General features: G+C 36.7%; 18 protein-coding genes. 2 read left to right on the forward strand and 16 right to left on the reverse strand.

Going from position 1 to position 20,345, the window contains the following annotated elements:
• Positions 1-231: 231 nt before the first annotated feature.
• The 4 genes from NSQ74_RS16945 to NSQ74_RS16960 all read right to left on the reverse strand — a co-directional run bounded on the left by NSQ74_RS16945 (position 232) and on the right by NSQ74_RS16960 (position 3,385).
• Complete coding sequence (locus NSQ74_RS16945) at positions 232-879, reverse strand: DUF3885 domain-containing protein (RefSeq protein ID WP_340824868.1); 648 nt, start codon at positions 877-879, stop codon at positions 232-234.
• A gap of 209 nt (positions 880-1,088) precedes the next feature.
• The gene (locus NSQ74_RS16950) at positions 1,089-1,856 is read right to left on the reverse strand and encodes a DUF7683 domain-containing protein (RefSeq protein ID WP_340824869.1); all 768 of its coding nucleotides are present in this window, start codon (positions 1,854-1,856) and stop codon (positions 1,089-1,091) included.
• Positions 1,857-1,905: 49 nt separating this feature from the next.
• A complete protein-coding gene (locus NSQ74_RS16955; protein ID WP_340824871.1) occupies positions 1,906-2,670 on the reverse strand; it encodes an SAR2788 family putative toxin in 765 nt (254 codons plus the stop codon).
• 16 nt (positions 2,671-2,686) lie between these two features.
• Positions 2,687-3,385, reverse strand: a complete 699-nt coding sequence (locus NSQ74_RS16960) for a S8 family serine peptidase (protein WP_340824872.1) — start codon at positions 3,383-3,385, stop codon at positions 2,687-2,689.
• 308 nt (positions 3,386-3,693) lie between these two features.
• On the opposite strand from NSQ74_RS16960, the gene NSQ74_RS16965 reads away from it, so the two are divergent.
• Positions 3,694-4,161 (forward strand): helix-turn-helix domain-containing protein, encoded by a 468-nt coding sequence (locus NSQ74_RS16965; RefSeq protein ID WP_340824873.1) that lies wholly within the window; start codon positions 3,694-3,696, stop codon positions 4,159-4,161.
• A 1-nt stretch (position 4,162) separates the two neighbouring features.
• Here the strand turns inward: NSQ74_RS16965 and NSQ74_RS16970 are convergent, their stop codons facing one another.
• Together NSQ74_RS16970 and NSQ74_RS16975 are read right to left on the reverse strand one after the other, a co-directional pair.
• Positions 4,163-4,624 (reverse strand): DUF5626 family protein, encoded by a 462-nt coding sequence (locus tag NSQ74_RS16970; RefSeq protein WP_340824874.1) that lies wholly within the window; start codon positions 4,622-4,624, stop codon positions 4,163-4,165.
• A 297-nt stretch (positions 4,625-4,921) separates the two neighbouring features.
• A complete protein-coding gene (locus NSQ74_RS16975) occupies positions 4,922-5,344 on the reverse strand; it encodes an RrF2 family transcriptional regulator (protein WP_340824875.1) in 423 nt (140 codons plus the stop codon).
• 126 nt (positions 5,345-5,470) lie between these two features.
• Between NSQ74_RS16975 and NSQ74_RS16980 the strand changes: the two genes are divergently transcribed.
• On the forward strand, positions 5,471-6,430 hold the full coding sequence (locus tag NSQ74_RS16980) for an alpha/beta hydrolase (protein WP_340824876.1): 960 nt from the start codon (positions 5,471-5,473) through the stop codon (positions 6,428-6,430).
• A 19-nt stretch (positions 6,431-6,449) separates the two neighbouring features.
• Here the strand turns inward: NSQ74_RS16980 and NSQ74_RS16985 are convergent, their stop codons facing one another.
• The 10 genes from NSQ74_RS16985 to NSQ74_RS17030 form a co-directional block, all read right to left on the reverse strand.
• The gene (locus tag NSQ74_RS16985) at positions 6,450-6,659 is read right to left on the reverse strand and encodes a hypothetical protein (RefSeq protein ID WP_340824878.1); all 210 of its coding nucleotides are present in this window, start codon (positions 6,657-6,659) and stop codon (positions 6,450-6,452) included.
• A 9-nt stretch (positions 6,660-6,668) separates the two neighbouring features.
• Positions 6,669-7,793 (reverse strand): conserved virulence factor C family protein, encoded by a 1,125-nt coding sequence (locus tag NSQ74_RS16990; protein WP_340824879.1) that lies wholly within the window; start codon positions 7,791-7,793, stop codon positions 6,669-6,671.
• Between the two features lie 12 nt (positions 7,794-7,805).
• A complete protein-coding gene (locus NSQ74_RS16995) occupies positions 7,806-9,692 on the reverse strand; it encodes an ABC-F family ATP-binding cassette domain-containing protein (RefSeq protein WP_340824880.1) in 1,887 nt (628 codons plus the stop codon).
• The gene (locus NSQ74_RS17000; protein ID WP_340824881.1) at positions 9,692-10,312 is read right to left on the reverse strand and encodes an HD domain-containing protein; all 621 of its coding nucleotides are present in this window, start codon (positions 10,310-10,312) and stop codon (positions 9,692-9,694) included. The genes NSQ74_RS16995 and NSQ74_RS17000 overlap by 1 nt, the downstream gene beginning before the upstream one ends.
• A gap of 759 nt (positions 10,313-11,071) precedes the next feature.
• A complete protein-coding gene (locus tag NSQ74_RS17005; RefSeq protein WP_340824882.1) occupies positions 11,072-12,115 on the reverse strand; it encodes an S-methyl thiohydantoin desulfurase domain-containing protein in 1,044 nt (347 codons plus the stop codon).
• A gap of 16 nt (positions 12,116-12,131) precedes the next feature.
• Complete coding sequence (locus NSQ74_RS17010) at positions 12,132-13,706, reverse strand: OPT/YSL family transporter (RefSeq protein WP_340824883.1); 1,575 nt, start codon at positions 13,704-13,706, stop codon at positions 12,132-12,134.
• A 22-nt stretch (positions 13,707-13,728) separates the two neighbouring features.
• Positions 13,729-14,481, reverse strand: a complete 753-nt coding sequence (locus tag NSQ74_RS17015) for an IclR family transcriptional regulator (protein ID WP_340824885.1) — start codon at positions 14,479-14,481, stop codon at positions 13,729-13,731.
• Positions 14,482-14,497: 16 nt separating this feature from the next.
• Positions 14,498-16,177, reverse strand: a complete 1,680-nt coding sequence (locus NSQ74_RS17020) for a hydantoinase B/oxoprolinase family protein (protein ID WP_340824887.1) — start codon at positions 16,175-16,177, stop codon at positions 14,498-14,500.
• 3 nt (positions 16,178-16,180) lie between these two features.
• The gene (locus NSQ74_RS17025; RefSeq protein WP_340824888.1) at positions 16,181-18,217 is read right to left on the reverse strand and encodes a hydantoinase/oxoprolinase family protein; all 2,037 of its coding nucleotides are present in this window, start codon (positions 18,215-18,217) and stop codon (positions 16,181-16,183) included.
• A 410-nt stretch (positions 18,218-18,627) separates the two neighbouring features.
• The gene (locus tag NSQ74_RS17030; RefSeq protein ID WP_340824889.1) at positions 18,628-20,307 is read right to left on the reverse strand and encodes a formate--tetrahydrofolate ligase; all 1,680 of its coding nucleotides are present in this window, start codon (positions 20,305-20,307) and stop codon (positions 18,628-18,630) included.
• Positions 20,308-20,345: the final 38 nt, after the last annotated feature.

Genomic DNA, 20,345 nt, shown 5'->3' on the forward strand with positions numbered 1-20,345 from the left:
CAAATCATATTTTCATATTGTATATTTACTAATATATTTGCCAAAATGATAATCATTCATAGAATCGCAGGAACTTTTTTTGCTAATATTTTCGATATAAAATATATGTATATTAGTGGAAAGTAAAATAAATAGAAAACACTCGCCAAAAACGCTGTTACGGCAACGTTTCTGGTGAGTGTTTTATTTGTCTATTATTCGTGGATTATTATAAAAATAGGAGACACTAATTTATGAAGTTCTCTTAAATACCTTATCAATTTCCGCTCTGTCATAGTCTAAAATCCAGTCATTATGCCTCTCGTAAATATCTTTTATTCCAGCGGGAGAAGTTGCCAACAAATCACAACCTCTGTCATCATAGACGTGAAAAATGGTTTTTCTATTACTATTAATAAAGTAAACACTATGGGCAAGATACGGTTTCAATTCCAAGTCTTGATTGCAAATGGCTTTTAACAATAGTTTATAGTTAAAATCGGATGTTTTGCATTGTAAAGTAAATCTATTTGTTAAAAATATCCCTTCTTCATCATCTTCAGGGAATATATATGGTAACGCCTCATGGCTTAATTTCAACATTAAAGACTTGTTCACATAGCGCGGAAAATTTTTAAATTTACGTTTTAAGTTTCTATTATTTTTAAAATCATGGATATCCATCACGACAAAAATATTTTCTGTTGGCGCATGCAGGGCTTCAAATAACGTAATGGCTCTTTTGTAACACCCCAATACATATGGGTTATCTGGATAGTCAAATTCCCATTTCCAATTAACACCTAGTTTAAAGCGAATCCCTATATCCCAGCTATAAAATAAAGGTGGTCTAAGTTGTAAATTAGGGTAATTTTCGTGCATAAAGTCATTTAATTGCATTTCAATTATTATCTCTTTAATATTTTGAATTTCGGGGAAACACAAACTACTATGTTTCAATAACTATAAATGTTAGTATATTAGCTCCTTACCAAATAAACAGTGGTTTCTAATAACATACACTCGCCCAAAACGCTTTAAATGTAACATTTTAGGCGAGTGATTGTGTTCATATATTATATTAAACGGCTTCGAACACCTCTATTTACTTAACTCCCAGCTAATAAATAGTATTCATACTTATTAAAGTCCATTTTATGCTTGATTTTCTTTTGGAAAAACTTCGCATTATCCTCTGTAATTTTGTAAGAGCCTGTGACTGGATGAATAGAAGAGAGTTGAAAAATAGTTTGTAACTCCTCTAAAGACATATCTTTCAATATTTCACTATCTTCTATTATTGTTTCTCCAGGAAAGCTCCATGCCACTTCTCGAATAACATTTTTTTCAGAAAGATAATACGGCGATATCATTTGTTCTACAAAAAGTCTCTGCTCGCTCGCAAATTGTATCGCTTCCTGTTGTATGCTATTAGCACCAATAAATAGATAATAGTCATCACCGAACTGGACAAAGAAATCCTCGGTAATCAGTTGACAATAAATATAATCTCTCAGCGCCATTTTACAGACAATAGGAATTTCATCAATCGTTACTAGCATATCTTCTGCCAATGGAAATGTATCAAACGATGGGTCATATAAAGGCGAAGTTTTATCAACGTTACTCAAACCATACGTCTCAAGATGAATCAGTCGTACGTTCTCAATTTGATAAACCTCAAGAAATTTCATCACCGTATCGACATATGCTTTCTCGACCTGTAAATAGTCGTCTAACGTTAATATTTCTCCAAGAAAAGATTTTCCAATTTCTGAAGCACTTGTCCACTCATCCCTCAAATAATGTCCTTCTGCATTTCGATAAGCAGGATTGTATTTTGTAATCCGCCATTGATAGTCGATATCTCTATGCACAGATAGAAGCACCTCCATTTTTAAAATATTAATTAAATATTATCAAAAACTAATCACGAATTCTTTTCAGAACTGCATCATAAGTACCTGATCGACGATTTTGACTACCTAAGTCTTCAATCTTATTAGCACCTTTCCAAACGCCACCACCGTGGCTAGTGCGATCACGCGCTATATACCTAGGTCCTTTCACCGCATCTCTTGCTGCCCTTTCAAATACCGCTACGCCATCAGAGTAATAATTTGTTTTCCTGTAACCTAATTCATTTGCCACTTGTTTTGCTAATCCATCTGTGGGCAATTTTGTTCTTGCTGCGTTACTTGCTAATGCTTGTGTAACTCTAGCTGCACCATGCTTTGCAATAGCTCTAGCAATAGAATACCTAGCGACAGTAGCCAACACAACTACAAGTGGAGCGACAGAAGCTTGAACTTTTTCAGAGTTAATATAGATTTCTTCTCCTGTTTCTTTATCTATGAAAAAAGCTCTAAAGTCTTCCCCTTCAATTGTAAGAAAATAAACGTCATATTGATTTTCAACTATATTATTTGTTTTATCATCTAATAAATTTTGAAGCACAATCTCGTTAGTATCTAAATCGATAATTAACTCACTTTTTGCAAATAATTCTTCATTTTCTAAAGTTGCTGTTATCACAGCTTCATTCATATATACTTTTTCATAAATCGTAATATCATCGTTAACTTTATGTGTAGACTGCTCTAAAGGTTCATTATTTGTTTGGGCATAAGAAGGCAAAGCATATGAAATAAACAACATAAACACTACACTATAAATAAGTGATTTTTTCATAAGTTATCTCTCCTAATTATTGAATTTGTAATAAACCCTCCCCAAAAATATCCTTATTGTGCAAGTCTTTAGTTGTAATTTCAATATTTGTGTCTGCTAAGCCAAGTGACATGATACCCGTTGCATAGGCAGTTGCAAATGAGGTTCCACTCTCTATAATTCTTTCACCCATATGATTAATAACAGGAACATTCACTCCTGGTGTAACATAGTCAATCTTTCCTTTTGCGGCTAATTTATATCTATTTAAGTCTTTATCAATTGCAGATATTGAATATACACCATCATATTTTGCAGGAAAATCAGTAGATAAACCTAGTGTATTACCTGCTGATGCTACAATAATGATATTTTTAGATAAAGCTAAATTAATTACTTTTCTTAATCGCGGATCATCTTTTGAAAAACCAAAACTTAAGTTGATAATATCTACGTTTTTTTCAATAGACCATTTTATTCCTTTGACGATATGTTCAATTTTCCCTGTTCCTTTGTTATTCAACACTTGAACATCAAATAGTTCCACATTGGGATTAACCCCTATAATTGTATGCGGATTAGGATTGGATGCAATGATACTTGCAATCATTGTTCCATGTCCAAATTCATCTTTGGTAAAAATAGCATCATCAATAGCGTTATATGACTTTGTTACTTTTCCTTTTAATATATCAAGCTGACTATTTATACCACTATCGAGTATTGCTATTTTCACATTTGGCCTTTTTGTATTCTCTACGTAAGAACCATTGTAAATCAAACAGATAGCCCAATTTTGTTTACAGTCTTCCTTAGAAAACGCATTGTGTGGATTATCATAGCCACGAATCAGACACAGTAATAAAACGATCATAACAGCTAAACAAAAATACAATTTTTTATGTGAAACAACATCACCACTCCTTTCAACGTTAGTAATAATATATATAATTTAGAATTTTCGGATTTTCAAGAAACTATTGGTTGCAAAATAGTGTAAACTATTAGTTGCATATATATTTTCCAAGGAAATGAGGGAATTATATGAAAACAGAATTAAAGGATCGCTTAAGAGAATTGAGGAAAGCAAGAGGTTATTCTCAGCAGGATATAGCGCGTGAATTAAATATATCTAGACAAGCTATTTCAAAATGGGAGAATGGGAAGAGCTACCCTGATTTGGATAATTTAATATTGCTAAGTACGTTCTATGATGTGCCTCTAGATCACTTTTTTTGTAGCGAAATTAGAAAAAACCAAGAAAAAAGCAAAAAAAATTATATTTTATTTATTGGTATTTTAGCAGGTTATTTTATGTCACCTTTAGGTGTAATTATCTTACTCTTCATCTTTTTTTATACAAAAAAAGCAGACAATTATCTTTATCGTCTGCTAATTTATATATTTTTATTAATTGCATTAGTTAGGAATTTAAATGATTTATATGATTTATGGATATTTAATTCACCACAAAATCGTATTTATGAAATTGAGAAAATCATTGAAAAATAATTTATTCAATAATTAACTGCTTCCCTGAAACTTTAACATTTACGGTCGTTTCAAAGCTTAATAAACCTATTTTTCTTTCAAATACACACGTCGCTTGAGTTTTTGTATGTGTAAATGAATATCTTTTAATACTTCCTTTATAAAGTTCTATTGATAATCGATTTACATTAGTAATATTGAAACTATTATCAATTCTTACATAGTAGGTTACTTTCCATTGCCCCGGTAGAGAGGTTATTATTTTATATGTTCCTTCCCCCTTTAAATTAATCAATGAACCCAATGGTATTTCACTATTAGAGTCAAAATCTTTTACAATACTTATAGCAGATTTTCTTTCCTGATTTTCCAGTTGCCATGAAACATTACTACCTTTTGATTCATTAATAGAAATGAAATCACTTTTAAGTACTATAGGCATAACGATAAGGAAAAATAAAAATAAAATCACTTTTTTCATCATTACAACACACCCTTTTAATTAAAAATCAACTAAACTAGGATTATTATAATTTCTGAAAATACAAAATTTATTTCAGTAATGAAAGAACAGAAAATACCCAAACTATTCAATATCCTTTATGGAATATGAACTTTCGCAACATTATGCTACAGGTGGACGATTTTTTCAAGGGTGTCAATTCGCTTGTTTTTTCCACTCGAGTCGTAGCCGTCAGCTCCACCTATATGTTCTGATGTCTCAATAGTAGCATTAAACTCTACCTTAGCAAAAAAGTGTTTGGCAACTGCCACCTACACTCTATTTACTTCTATTATCCAAAATATCCTGAATCGTATAATCTGCCAGCACAGATTGAAACGTTTTTTCTGCTTTCGCAATAATCATCGAGATAAAACGTTCTGAACCAGTAGATGGCACTGACCAATAGGGTATTTCATTGTCATTTCCTAGCACACTATATATATCTTGCATTGTAATTTGCGCTGGTGTTTTATTTAGACAATAGCCACCGTAGCGACCACTATGTGCCTGTACATAGTCCCGTTCTGCGAGCTTCGCAAGAATTTTCCTGACGAAGGTCGCATCCTCCCCTAGCGTCTCCGCAATATAATTACTTTTTAGTAGTTCATTCGATTCCGCCATTAGGACGATTGCTCGCAATGCTACATGAAACCATTTCGGGCCAAGATCACCCGATTGGATAAGGAGCTGCATTGTCATTCCCCCAATTTTCAAAATACTCTATCTTTTCGTTTGACTTCTCTTAATCATTGTACTATATTTTAATTGTGATATTTTAATCACAATTAAAATGATAGCGTTTTCAAAAATAAGGAGGGCATGCAATTGGAAAATCAAGTACATCCTGAGTTAACAACGTTCTTATCAGCTATGCAGGAACTAAATTTAACAAGAGAGAATATTGCTGAATCACGTAGTGTCATGAATGAAGCGCTTGGCAGCGAAGAAGTAAAAATGGAAAACGTTACAACGACAGAACGCTTTATTACTAGTCCTAACGGGGCACCAGATGTACGTATTCGAATTTACGAACCAACTGAAAAATACGGAACTTTGCCTGCTATTTTGTATATCCATGGTGGCGGTTTTATCATTGGGTCTATTGAAATGTTTGATGCAAGTTGTCAGATGCTTGTTTCACAATTAGATTGTGTGGTCGTTTCCGTTGGCTATCGCTTAGCGCCAGAGCACCCTTACCCTGCTGGTGTAGAAGATTGCTATACAGCACTCGAATGGGTAGCGGCAAATGCAGATGAATTAGGCATTGATGTAACACGTCTTGCTGTCCATGGTGCAAGCGCGGGAGGCGGATTAACTGCTGCTGTTTCACTCTTGGCTCGGGATCGAAAAGGACCTAAAATTGCTTTCCAAATGCCACTATATCCAATGATTGATAATCGTTGTATTTTACCTTCAAATGACGAAATTACAGATGCTCGAGTATGGAACGGTCCACAAAATCACCTTGCATGGGAAATGTATTTAGGCCCAAATTATGCTGTGGATGCGCCTATTTATGCGGCTCCTCTCCATGCAGAGGATTATAGCAATCTTCCTCCTACGTATACATTTATAGGAGATTTAGATCCATTCCGAGATGAAACAATCGAATATATTGCGAGACTGACAAAGGCGGGTGTACCGACAGAATTCCATCTATATCCAGGTTGCTTCCATGGCTTTGAACACATGGTCCCTCAAGCAGAAATCAGTCAACGTGCAATTGAAAATTATATGCATGCCTTTAAAAAAGCTTTTGAAAAAGCGGCTTCACCTACTACTTAACTAATATTGCTCATCATATTTACCATACCCTATAAGTAATTCTGAAGAATTTACCGGCGATTTCTGATGTTCTATTGGCGATTTCAATAGTTTTACCGGCGATTTCCAAGGTTCTATTGGCGATTCCAGCTGTTTTATCGGCGATTCCCAAGGTTTTATCGGCGATTTCGGAAATCAACTTCTCTTTACAAAGCACAACAAGAGCATCTACGTTTAGATGCTCTTGCATTTTTTGCTTCTATTGCTGACGTGATTCTGTCATTTGCTTCCATACAGAGCCTTTTGCTTCCTCACCTTGTTCAATACGAGCGATGGCCATTTTTACTTGAAGCTTCACTTCAAACTCTTTATCTTCTTCAGCTGCCTTTAACGCTTGTAATGATTGCTCTGTCCCTACTTCATACAAATACATCGCTGCGCGCCAACGAACAAGCTTATTTTTATCTTGCAATGCTTGTTGCATCGCCTCTTCAAATTCCACCAAGCCTAGGTCACTCATACAGTCTCCCGCAGTACGGCGCACGGCTGCACTTTTATCGTGTAATGCTTTTTCCAAATACGGTACAACTGCAACATCTTCTATCATACCTAAGTAAACTGTTGCCAGGCGACGAATAGACATTTGTTCATCTTGCAGCGCTAAATCTAAAAGTGGCAGGTCATCTAGCTCTGGATCCGCCATTTGGTCAAGTAATTGGAACCGTTTTTCCCATTCTGGCTGTTGGAACTGCTCCACCGTTATTTTTAGTTTAGCAGGCTTTTGGTAAACCTTTTCTGTATCATTAATCGTTGCCACAATGTCAGCTAAACGTTGTGCAGAATAAGTTACATCAATTTCCTGTTTGACCGCTTCAGCAATTTCCTCAAGCTCGCCATAACGAACACCGTAATCAATCCATTTACGTTGGAAGATATAGTTTTCATCAACATCTGTTTCAATAATTTTATTGAAGGCATCGACAAAGCGTTCACCACAGCTTACACGGTATTCGCGTTGATTATCGAATACCTTTACTTGCAATGGCACCTGTTTGTAAAACTGTACATGGACATAAACTTCACCGTAAAATTCATTAGCAATTTGTATATCACTAGCTTCCGTTACATCCTCACCTAAAACTTGTCGAATGCTCGATAAAATACTTTCCCATGCGTATTTTGCATTACGCTCAACTGCAAAGAAATCTGCTACATGATAAACACCTTTAACCCCCTCAATGGCTAAAATAGCTGCCGCTTCACCAGTAGCTTCGTCTTTATTGTCCTTAGTAAAGTTAAAGCTTTTGCCAAACGGTAACTCCGTATCGACGATAATCTTCATAGAATTGGGACTTGGTGTCGGCTCAATTGTAATAATTTTCATGTTATACGCTCCTTATCCGTTTACGATTTCATCTAAGTATGACCATCTTTCGATCAGATGCTCATAATGGGCATTCAACTCATCTAATTTAGCTGTTAACTCTTGTAGTTTAGTAAAATCAGCGCCTGCGTTTGCAATACCTTCTTCAGTTTCCATAATTGAAGTCTCTGTTTTTTCTATATCATCTGCAATGGTTTCCCATTCTTTTTGTTCTTTAAATGATAGTTTTTTCTTATCTGATTTCGGCTTCTCGACCTTCTGCTTGTCAGCTTTCGGTGCTTCCACCTTCACAGACGTTTCCTGCTCCCGCTTCTGTAAATAATCACTATAAATATCAAGTGACTCATCTACATGGCCTTGTCCGTCTAAAACCCATAGTTTTTTGGCAATACGATCAAGGAAGAAGCGATCGTGAGAAATAGTAATAACGACACCTGGGAAATGTTCGATAAAGTCCTCTAATACCCCAAGTGTTTCAATATCTAAGTCATTGGTTGGCTCATCCAGCAATAGCACATTCGGTTGCTCCATTAATAGTTTTAATAAGTGCAGACGCTTGCGTTCCCCACCGGATAACTTACCAATCGGCGTACCGTGTGCATGTAGCGGAAATAAAAAACGCTCCAACATTTGCGCAGCAGAATAGCGTACACCTTCTGCATCTGTAATATCATTTGACGCTTCACGAATATATTCAATCATGCGCTCATTTTCATTCATCTTCGGTAACGTTTGTTTAAAATGTGCAAGTTTCACAGTAGAACCGACATGAATTTCGCCTTTGTCTGGCGACAGTTCACCAGCAAGCATGTTGAGTAAAGTTGACTTCCCAACGCCATTGGCACCAATTATCCCGATTCGATCGCCCTGTTGCAGTAAAAACGTAAAATGCTCTACTATTTTTTGCGAACCGAAAGCCTTTGATATATTTTCAGCCTCTAATACTTTTCGTCCAAGTCGCGTTGTTGCTAAGCCCAGTTCAAGTGAAACATCATCTGACTTGCGCTCTAAGTTATCTTCTAGCTGTTCGAAGCGCTGAATACGTGCCTTTTGCTTTGTTGAGCGTGCCTTCGCACCACGGCGAATCCATTTTAACTCTGAACGATAACGATTGCGATCTTTTTGGGCTGATGCAGCAGCCATTTCCTCGCGAATTGCACGAGCCTCTAAAAAGTCTCCATAATTCCCTGTATGTCGATATAGCGTTTGGTCTGCTATTTCGTAAATATGCGTTGACAATTCATCTAAGAAATAACGATCATGGGTAATGAAAATAACAGCTCCCTTTAAGCGTAACACCATTTCCTGTAGCCATTCTGTTGACTGAACATCTAAATGGTTGGTCGGCTCATCTAATAAATAAAGGTCTGCTGGTTCAATTAATACTTTCGCTAAAGCGACACGTTTTTGTTGGCCACCAGAAAGGGTTAACACTTCCTTATCGAACATTTCAATGCCTAGCTTTGTCAGCGCAGTTTTAGCAAGTGCATTGACGTCCCAAGCTTGCTCCTCGTCCATGCGCTGCTGTAAGCTAAACAATGTTTTTTGTAAGCTTTCTGAGGTTGGATTTAACGCGAGCGCTGCAACAATTTCTTCATATTGACGGTTAAGTTGTAAAACGGGAGAATCACCGGCAAACACTGCCTGTAGTACCGTTTCGCCACTATTAAATGTAGGTTCTTGCGGTAAATAAGCAACACGATATTTATTTGGGCGATCAATCTCTATTGCATCCGCTTCGATTTGACCGGCTAAAATTGATAGCAATGTTGATTTCCCTGTTCCGTTTATGCCAATTAGACCCGCACGTTCCCCTTCGTATATTGTAAATTCAATATTTTGAAAGAGCGTTTTATCGCCCACTGTCTTCGTTAAATTTTGTACGATTAAATGACTCATTATGCTTTTCCATCTCTTTCATTTTGTAATTGCTCTAAAAAGCATACCATAAATCGATGGCGTTCATTAGCCATTTGCTTGCCTTTATCAGTCGTCATTAAATCTTTTAATAATAATAGCTTTTCGTAAAAATGGGTAACGGACGACGTATTTTTACTACGATAATCTTCCTCAGACATTGTTGTTCTTGCTTCCTCTGTGTCATCATATAATTTCCGACCTTTGGCACCACCATAAGCAAATGTCCGCGCAATTCCAATCGCTCCAATTGCATCTAAACGATCAGCATCACGTACAATTTTCGCTTCAATAGAAGTTGCCTCTAACTCATTTCCTCCATTAAATGACACTTGTGCGATACAATCACGAATATGTTGCTTTTTAGCTTCACTTATTTTCAATTCATTAATCAACTGGTCTTCTTGCTCTTTACTATCTGTATACTTTTTATCACTTACATCGTGCAAAAGCACCGCCATTTTCACAACGTCTGCATCTGCTTTAGGCTCTGTATGTAAAATCGCTAACGCATTTTGATAAACGCGCTCAATATGTTGAAAGTCATGACTCGCATCAAATTGCTCATATATGCTACGTACCTTATTCTTTAACTCATTCATATTATTAATCAGTCCTTTCTCTTTGCCTATTATACTGTATTGCTATGGGAAGTTGGTAACGATGTCGCCTTTTATATAGGAAAAACAAATAAAAAACACATATCAATTGACTAATTATTCAGAATATTGTAGTATAAATATACAGAACAAACTTTATTGTTCTGTAAGCTCACAATTTGCGTAATGTACAAAAGCTATGTGTTTTTACAGTTTTAAATAACTTCAGCGGGTATACAATTAAATATTGTTTTACAAAGAAATGCGTATAGTGTAACCGATCATCTTCAATAAAAGTGAACACTTTCCCTAAAATTTCAAGTTTGTTAACCCGCATAGTGGAAGTACAATACAAAAATGTGAACAACGAGTTAGCTTTGTTTTCGCGTCCGCGAAGGCTTTGACCAAATGTAGCAAGGCTTTATGGATTTATTATTAAACGATGTTACCTTCTACAATGCTTTTACCGTATATGTTTGAACGTAACTTTTCCATTTAATGATTAATGTATAACCAACTATGCGATCATTTTGCGAAAAGCCGCTTCATTAGAGTCGCGTTAACAATATTCGATAATTCATTTAGACAATGAAAGTTCATTTAAGCCATAAGTAAGAAATACGTTATGAAGGAAGTAGGAAAGAAATTGATCGTATGTAATACCCTCCCGCTGAAGGAACAATAAAAGCTGCCCATCTCGATGAGATGTTGGCAGCTTTTATGAATTAGGTTGCTTTCTTGCTATTTTAGCATTTTTTCTTTTTACAAACCCTTACCAATAACCGTATCAATTTCCTGTAATAGCTTGGCATTTTTCATCGTTGAGCTTAAATTTAAATGGCTTTGATCAACTTGAATAACAGCTATATGCATGCCTTCTTTAATGCTAGCACTTGGAACAGGTACCATCCCTTCAATATCAAATGTCATTATTAAGTCTGGAAATCTCGATTGAATGGTCCCTGCCTTTGATAATGTCATATATTCATTCCAGAAAGTTAATTCAACATCCTCCACAGTTAAGCTACCGACATCAAAGCCATTCTCCTTTATCAAAGAAAAATCCTTTACTGCTCCAGATACGATATGCTCGCCATTTAACAGTTGAATAATATTATCTAATTTTTCATCCATTGTTCGTCCATTTAGGAAGCTATATCCGAGCTCAATAGCGGCAGATATTGCATTTGGTGCTCCATGTTCCTTCAAATAGCCTATTGTTACAGGATTACGTGTCACCGCTACCATTCCTCCAGCTAGAATAGAAGCATGACGAACTGTTTTTGCTGTGTTTTGTAAATTACCTTCAGCTAAGCCTTGAATAGTGTAATCATCTTTTCCACCTGCATAAAATTGAACAGATTGATAATCTTGTTGCTCATGTAGGTTTAAGGAACCCATTATGGCAGTCGGGTGAGCCCGTCCATTACAAGGGGCATCAACAACTGGTACGTTCAATAATACCGATTGTAACCAACCATTGATTGTCGTTATGGCACCATTTTCATTCGTAATAATTCCTTTTAATCGATGATCCATATACGCATTCATCTGTTGATAGCTCCAACATAGCTGTTCATTGGATACATATTGTTCTTCCGCTGAAGGTGCTCCAACCATCGCTACACAGGCTACTAAATCTTCATGGTTTAGTGCCTTTAGATCGATAAGTTGAGGGTTTCCAGCAGCGAAAATTTCCTCCACTAACTTTAAGCCTTCCCCTAGGAGGCCGCCACCGCCGCCTCCTAGGATCGCCCCTCCATAAACAGCAGCTAAACCATCCTCATACGTTAACACCTTTACCATCTGCACTTACCCCTTTCTATTTTCCTATTTTCAGAATGGAAGAAAAGAAACTATATAAAGCGTCTCCAGCAATAACACCTGCTGCAAAAACAGTCATTTCAGATTCTCTCTTACCTTTTGTCATATAAGTGAAAATAACACGAAGTAAAATACCTACTAACACTGCCCAACCAGCTATAGGATTGATTAGTAATAAACCAGTCGCAAACAGAATACCCATTTGTCTCTTTGAACCGCCAATTAATTGAATCAATGCCCCAGGAATCGCCCAGATCAATAGCTGTTTTGCTACGTCACCAGTCACTCCTGATTGGATAGTGGCTGCGTATACATGGTTGACAGGCGCTACTAAACCCTGTTCAAAATACGATTGATAGGAAAGTAAAACTACAACAGCAGCTATTGAAAATGCTAGCATACCAGCAATCATTTGCTGTTTACGTCCTTCTTTTTCTAATACAGGATCACTGCCATTTCCACGTAAAATAAAACCTGTTTTCAAGTCATAACCCATATCTGCAAATGCTACCCCTGTTGCCGCACTAAAGCCAGCTAACAAAGCAAGAGCAGGTGCCGGGAAACCAATTAATATTCCGACAATTAGTGTGATAAACGCTACTGCAAATGCAGGGAACCAGCCTGCATGCATTGCAGCAATCCCAACGATAAGTTCGTGAACAAATGCTGCAATGGTTGCAAAAATGATAAAGCCAATGAGCATTCCAAAAGACATATGTGAAATCATACCACCTATTAAAGCAATTAATAATGCAATCGCTAAATAAGCAATAAAACCTACACCAAAACCTTGTCGAATTTCTTTTTGGTCTTTTGAATAGATTAATTCTTCTGACTTTTTAGTCGCTCTTTTACTTAGCAAATTAAAAGCAACCTGGAAAAGGGCTACAATGCCCGCTCCAATCATAACGCCATGTGGAATATAATATTCATTCAAATCGACATTAAATAATTGAACAGAATAAGCTCTCAGTAAAAGACCAATTCCAAACATAGTAAGCGCCCAAATATTTCCGATAAATGCTACCCCAAAAGCTGACATTGGAATTTTAAGAACGGACCCCACTATACCGATTAACACTCCGCCAATTAAAACCTTTGCATTTTTACCACCTTTATCACCAGCTTTAATAGCCTCTGCTGTTGCAATCCCTGGTGGCCAGGTACCTGTTGCTGGGAAAATCTTTGTATCAAAAAATTTATATAATAATAAAGCATCCACAAACATCGCTAATATAACACCAATAAACAATGGCAAAACTAAATTTTCATAACCTAAAACATATGGAATTCCAATTGGCAACATTAAACTACTCGCGGCACTAAAAGTAGCCGATGATATTGCAGTCTGTATAATATTTTGTCTATGCACGGATTTGAATGCAATTAGCTTTCCAATTGGAATTCTTCCTAAAATCATCGCAAATATCGCACCAATGATGGATGTATTAGCAGAAATTCCTAAAGTCGTAATTAGCTGTATCCCAATAATTGCCCCTACAACAGATGTTAAGACAATCATTAGTAAAGTTACGGGCTCCAAAGCCCGCGGATGTAGTACTTTATTATTCATAGTGTCAGGTCCCCTATTGTTGTTATAGTTTAGATATGTGAGATTGAATTTGATGCGCAATTTTCACTAACTGTTCAAGCATGTATTTCTCCCTTTGATCGTCAATGTCATATACTAATCCAGAAATTGTTAGAGATGCCATGATTTCTTTCTTATAATTGAATAATGGTACACTTATACCAAAAGCATGTTCATTGTACTCCCCGACAGTAACACACCACTTATTTTGTCGTATGGCTTGTAGCTCCTCTTGTAAATTATCAAGTAGCTTTTTATGCTCCTCTTCAGACTGCTTCTCATGAAAATACGCTAACAATTCAAGCTGCCTTTCTTTGTCTAAATAGGCAAACATAACTTTACAGGAAGCACCAATATAAAGCGGTGTTTTTGTACCTAAGGACACCGCATATTTTATATTCTTACTACTTTCAGCAATTTTTGTTGTGACTCCATACTCATTATCCATATAAGTTAGAAAGACTGATTCATTGATTTCACTTGCAAGACTTTGCATCAATTCATAAATTGTAAAGTGAGGGTCATTTGTATGGGAGAGCATGTCATGAAATATAAACATTTTATAACCTAATTTATATTTTTTTGTAGCTTCATCCTGTAATAAATACCCTGCTTCAGTAAATGTATTGATTGTTCTTTGCACAACACTTGTATGCAATTTTGTCATGCGTGCAATTTCACGTACACCTAATGCGCTTTCTGTAGTTGCAAAGCATTCTAGTATATCCAATGAGTTTTTTAATGTCTTGACAGTCATTTATATATTTCTCCTTTTATGCGTTTTGGTAACCGTAACGTTTTTCAGCTACCTCTAAAGAAATATATCCATTTAATAGATCTTTTTCAATTGCTTTCGTACTTCTCTCTTGTGGATTACCATAGCCTCCCCCAGTTGCTGTGACAAGTTCAATACGATCGCCTTTCTGTAATTCATAATTGGCGAGTACTCCTACTGGTCCCACCTTTGTACCATCTTTTTTATGAATAATTAGATAGTTATGCGAGCCTTCCTCACCATCATTTAAGCCAAATGGTGCAAATTTATGTCTACCTAAGTTAACAGAAACCTTTTGGCTATCATGATTAACGGTATAAACTCGGCGTACACCTAAACCACCTCTATATTGCCCTGCACCCGCACCATCGCAATTTAAGCTATATTCATCAATTTGAATACCGTATTTTGTCTCTGCAATTTCAACAGGAAGATTATACGTTTCTCCATCTCCCATACAATATTGCCCACTTTGTCCATCGTCATCATTTGACGCTCCCCAGCCACCTACTGAAGGCTCAACAATTAGGAATGATTCATTATTTTCAGGATTTTTGCCTGTTAAAATAAATGTACAAACAGACTGTAAATGCCCTGCTGATAATCTTTCAGGTAAATGAGGTGCAAGTGCCTTCCAAATTAAGTCTGCTGCCCCAATACGTGCCTCAAAGTTCATCGAAACAGGATGTGGACGCTTGGCTGATACAATTGAATTATCATCTGTAAGAATTGTTAAGCGTGTAAAGACACCTTCATTAATCACGTCAATATCTCCAAGTAATGCTAAGAACATGACACGAACACTAGCCATTAAGCCAAATTGTGAACAGTTTACTGGCACATTCACAGCAGGGTGCGAGCCTCTAAAGTCACAAATAAATTCTTCATCGCTAATTGTTACTTTCACTTTGATTGGATAAGGTCCACCTTTTAATGGATCGCCTTCAATAAAGTCTTCCGCATAAAATTCACCTTTTGGTAGATGTTGAAGCTCAAGCTCTACAATTTTTTCACCCTTGTCCAATAATTTTTGAATGGACAACTTCACCGATTCAGCACCAAATTTCCGACAAAGCTCTGAAATCCGTTTTTCACCTGTTTTCAAGGCTGCTACTTGTGCAAACATATCTCCAATAGATAGCTCTGGTAGACGAACATTTGTAGATATGATTTCATAAATGCCTTCGTTAAGCTCCCCCTTTTGATAAAGCTTTACACCTGGTAACTGAAGACCTTCCTGATAGATTTCATTCGAATTACTTGTAAATGAACCAGGGTCCATCCCACCTACTTCGGTCCAATGTGCTTTATTTGCAGAATAAGCAATAATTTCTCCATTGTAGAAAATTGGTAAAACTAATCCTACATCTGATAAATGCGAGCCTCCCCCAACATAAGGGTCATTTATTATGATGACATCACCTTCGTTTAATTTTCTCCCATTATCAAATTTTTCTATGACTCGTTGAACCATTGGACTCAACATTCCAATAAAACTTGTCACACCATTACCTTGGCTAATTAAATTCCCCTTAGCATCAGTTAAACCGCAGGCATAATCTAAAACCTCATAGATAACGGGGCTCATAGATGAGCGTGCTAATGCAACAAACATCTCATCTCCAATGGCCAGCAAGGAATCTTGAATAATTTCTATAGCAAAAATATCTTTTTTCATGTGTTATTCCCCCTCCATCTCTACAATTAGATTTCCATATTTATCTATTTCGATAGATTGCTTGTCATTTATCACAACTGTAGATGTAAGACTTTCCACAATAGCAGGACCAGCAATAACATAGCCAGGTACTAACTTTTGTTGATCGTATACGTTAACCTCAACCCAGCCTGTTTCTTTGACGTATAACTTTCGTTTTGCTTTTATACATGTAGAAGCTTCAATATGTGAGAAATCTAACTCCTTAAACTGGACCGCTTCATCTTTTCCATAAATCGTAAGATGTAAATTTACCAACTCTATTGAAGTCTCTGGTAAGTCGAAAGCAAACTCCTGTTTATGTTTGATATGGAAAGCTTCTGCTAATTGAGCTAGCTCTTTTTCATGAATCGAAATATTTGATGCATTTAATTTAACTGCATGCTCTTGACCTTTATAGCGCAAATCATAATTAATCTCGAAATAATAATGTTCCTTCGATAAAGGTGCTTCCGCATAAGCATTTTCAATAGCCTCATCAATATTTTTTTGAATAGCTGTTAAATGATGATTATCAAAATTCATTAAGCTGGTTTGAATATAATCTTGTCGATATTCTGTCATCATCATCCCTAATGCTGAAAAGACCGATGAGCCATAGGGAATAATAACTTTCTTCATGCCCAGTTCTTTAGCTAAATTAATCGCATGTAGTGGACCACCGCCACCAAAGGCAACCATTGTAAAATCCTCAGGGTCATAGCCTTTACGAATAGAAATGAGCTTTAGAGCATTTAGCATATTAGAATTGGCAATATCTAAAATTCCTTGTGCTGCTTCTTCTGCTGTCACATTAAACGGTTTCGCGATTGCTTCAGTAAGTGCTTCCTCCACTTTGTCAATAGACACTGGATTATCGAAGTTTTCTAATGATAATCTACCTAAATAGACATTTGCATCTGTAATTGTTGGCTGCGTATTTCCTAAGCCATAAGCAACAGGTCCTGGATTTGCTCCAGCAGAATCTGGACCAACTTTTAAGGAGCCGAATTGATCGACACGAGCGATGGAACCACCACCATTACCGATTTCAACAATATCTACAACAGGTGTTTTAATCGGATAGCCTGCAAATTTTTCATTTCTTTCAATATAGTAATCTGTTGTAACATTTACTTTTCCTTCCGTAATGAGTGAACATTTTGCTGTCGTTCCGCCAACATCAAATGCAATTATATTCGATTCATTTAAAAGCTCTCCTAGTTTCGCAGCACCAAACATACCCGCTACAGGTCCAGATTCAACTAGATTAATTGGCAATTCCATCGCTTTATCAAAGCTTGTCGTTCCTCCGTTTGATTGCATTATTTTCAAATGATCTGTTATACCAATCGAGCTTAATTTTTCTTTTAGGTTTTTTAAATAAGCATGTGCAATTGGTTTTACATATGAATTTAAAACAGTAGTATTTGTTCTTTCATATTCTCGGTATTCTTTAATCGTTTCGCTTGAAAGTGTGATGTACACCTCTGGCCAAAGCTTTTCAATTTCTTCTTTTAGCTGTAATTCATGAATTGGGTTTTTATAGCCATGGATCAATGAAATAGCAATAGCCTCCACACCTAATTCCTTGAATTTCCTAACAATTGCTCCAACTTCATCGGTATTAAGCGCTTTCATAATATTTCCTTTAAAATCGATGCGCTCATCAATTTCTTGTCGTAAGTAACGCTCTACAAAAGGTTCTGGTTTTTTATATTTAAAATTATATAGGTCTGGACGATTACCACGAGCAATCTCTAATACATCACGGAAGCCTTTCGTTGTAATCAGCCCGACTACGCCCCCTTTTCTTTCCGTCAATGTATTAATAATGACCGTTGAACCATGAATAAATGATTCAATCAATGAATCTTCCGTAACGTGTCGCCCTAATACATTTAAAATACCGTCCTCAAAATGACCTGGAGTCGTATGTCCTTTGTCAAAATGAAGATTTCCCATCTCATCTGTGTAAACTAGGTCAGTAAATGTACCGCCGATATCTGTTGCAATTTTCAAGTCTTCATCCCTCCTTGTTCCTATAATCGGAACACTGTTCCGATTAACAATTAAGTAAATTATATTTAAAAGAAAAAGAAAATTCAATGTATTTTATAAATAAAAATTCATTTGACAATTAAATTATGGTAAAAACCCGCTTGTTCTTACCATTTTTAGGTTTTCATTTATAAAAGCAACCAAATATTACATTTCATAAATTCACTTTTATTAGTTATAAAAACAAAAAAACCCTGGTTATACACCAGAGCCTTAAACTACATAATTATAAAAATACATATCCTAAACAGAGAACATAGAAGAAGTACGGCGATAGATAATTCATAAACGATATCTACCTTATCTTTTTTTAAAATATAAAAGCTGCCCTTTCTGACTAAAAAGGAGCAGCCTTTAATATTGTATATTATTTAGAACAAGCCTACCGCATGTCCTTCACTATCGACATCCATACGTAAAGCAGCTGGCTGCTTTGGTAAACCTGGCATTGTCATAATATCACCTGTCAGACAAACTAAGAAGCCTGCACCAAGCTTTGGAATCACTTCACGAATCGTTACGGTGAAGCCTTCTGGACGCCCTAGTAAACTCGGTTGGTCAGATAATGAGTATTGTGTTTTCGCCATACAAATCGGCAGAACGTCCCAGCCGAATTTTTCGATTTGGGCAATTTGCTTTTTCGCTTGGTCTGTAAATTGGACATCTTTACCGCCATAGACCTTTTGTACGATTGTACGAACTTTTTCTTCAATCGATTCTGTTACATCATATAAAGGTGAGAAATTATTTTCTTCATCAAGGACTGATAATACTTGCTCAGCTAGGGCTAATCCGCCTTTGCCGCCCTCTTCCCAGACATTTGTACGGGCAATGCGGACATCATTTTCTTGACACCAGTCAAGCACTGCTTGTAGTTCTGCTTCTGTGTCTGTAATAAAACGGTTTAACGCGATGATTGGTTCAACACCGAATGTACGAATCGTCTCAACATGTTTCGCTAAGTTTTCAATGCCTTGTAATAGGGCAGGCACGTTTTCTCCAACGAGTGCTGTTTTCGCGACACCGCCATGCATTTTCAATGCACGAATTGTTGCCACAATGACTACTGCACTTGGTTTAAATCCTGCCTTACGAGCTTTAATGTTCATGAACTTTTCAGCACCTAAATCCGAACCGAAGCCAGCTTCTGTTACGACGATATCAGCAAGCTTACGTGCTGTTTGTGTTGCCATAATCGAGTTACAGCCATGTGCAATATTAGCAAATGGGCCGCCATGAATAATAGCAGGTGTCCCTTCAAGTGTTTGCACTAAGTTTGGTTTAAAGGCATCTTTTAGTAGTAAAGTTAGTGCGCCTTCTACTTGTAAATCACGCACAAATACTGGCTCACGATTATACGTATAACCGATGACGATGCTTGCTAAACGCTCGCGTAAATCGTCTATGCTTGTTGCTAAACAGAATACGGCCATTATTTCAGAGGCTACTGTTATATCAAAGCCATCCTCACGTGGCATACCTTGTACAGGACCACCAAGACCGATAACCACTTTTCTTAATGCACGGTCATTTAAGTCCATTACACGTTTCCAAATGATTCGGCGAGGATCGATGTTTAATGCATTACCTTGGTGGATATGATTATCTATAAAGGCTGATAACGCATTGTTAGCTGTTGTGATGGCATGCAAGTCGCCAGTGAAATGCAAGTTTATATCTTCCATTGGTACAACTTGAGCATATCCTCCACCTGTCGCGCCTCCTTTTACACCCATTACCGGGCCAAGGGAAGGCTCACGCAATGCGACTACTACATTTTTCTTTAATTGATGAAGTGCATCTGCCAACCCAACCGTTACTGTTGATTTTCCTTCACCAGCTGGAGTTGGACTTATCGCTGTCACTAACACGACCTTCGCATCCTCGCCCTGTGCTGTAATTTTTATAGGATCTATTTTTGCCTTGTAGCGGCCATATTGTTCTAGTGCATCTTCTGGAATACCTGCCGCTTTTGCTATATCTATAATAGGCTTCATAACCGCTTGACTAGCGATTTCTAAATCTGATAAAGGATGATTTCTCGTTGTCATTTGGCACCCTACTTTCTATATTATATAACTCCATTATA

It is taken from the genome of Lysinibacillus sp. FSL W8-0992, assembly GCF_038008685.1.
Classification (GTDB): Bacteria; Bacillota; Bacilli; order Bacillales_A; family Planococcaceae; genus Lysinibacillus.

Coding starts and splice junctions, on each gene's coding strand:
- NSQ74_RS17030 (WP_340824889.1), bottom strand. CDS start 20,307: ATGACAACGAGAAATCATCCTTTATCAGATTTAGAAATCGCTAGTCAA.
- NSQ74_RS16995 (WP_340824880.1), bottom strand. CDS start 9,692: ATGAGTCATTTAATCGTACAAAATTTAACGAAGACAGTGGGCGATAAA.
- NSQ74_RS16975 (WP_340824875.1), bottom strand. CDS start 5,344: ATGACAATGCAGCTCCTTATCCAATCGGGTGATCTTGGCCCGAAATGG.
- NSQ74_RS16955 (WP_340824871.1), bottom strand. CDS start 2,670: ATGAAAAAATCACTTATTTATAGTGTAGTGTTTATGTTGTTTATTTCA.
- NSQ74_RS17015 (WP_340824885.1), bottom strand. CDS start 14,481: ATGACTGTCAAGACATTAAAAAACTCATTGGATATACTAGAATGCTTT.
- NSQ74_RS16970 (WP_340824874.1), bottom strand. CDS start 4,624: ATGATGAAAAAAGTGATTTTATTTTTATTTTTCCTTATCGTTATGCCT.
- NSQ74_RS17010 (WP_340824883.1), bottom strand. CDS start 13,706: ATGAATAATAAAGTACTACATCCGCGGGCTTTGGAGCCCGTAACTTTA.
- NSQ74_RS16990 (WP_340824879.1), bottom strand. CDS start 7,793: ATGAAAATTATTACAATTGAGCCGACACCAAGTCCCAATTCTATGAAG.
- NSQ74_RS17020 (WP_340824887.1), bottom strand. CDS start 16,177: ATGAAAAAAGATATTTTTGCTATAGAAATTATTCAAGATTCCTTGCTG.
- NSQ74_RS17000 (WP_340824881.1), bottom strand. CDS start 10,312: ATGAATGAGTTAAAGAATAAGGTACGTAGCATATATGAGCAATTTGAT.
- NSQ74_RS16985 (WP_340824878.1), bottom strand. CDS start 6,659: ATGCAAGAGCATCTAAACGTAGATGCTCTTGTTGTGCTTTGTAAAGAG.
- NSQ74_RS16965 (WP_340824873.1), top strand. CDS start 3,694: ATGAAAACAGAATTAAAGGATCGCTTAAGAGAATTGAGGAAAGCAAGA.
- NSQ74_RS16945 (WP_340824868.1), bottom strand. CDS start 879: ATGCAATTAAATGACTTTATGCACGAAAATTACCCTAATTTACAACTT.
- NSQ74_RS17005 (WP_340824882.1), bottom strand. CDS start 12,115: ATGGTAAAGGTGTTAACGTATGAGGATGGTTTAGCTGCTGTTTATGGA.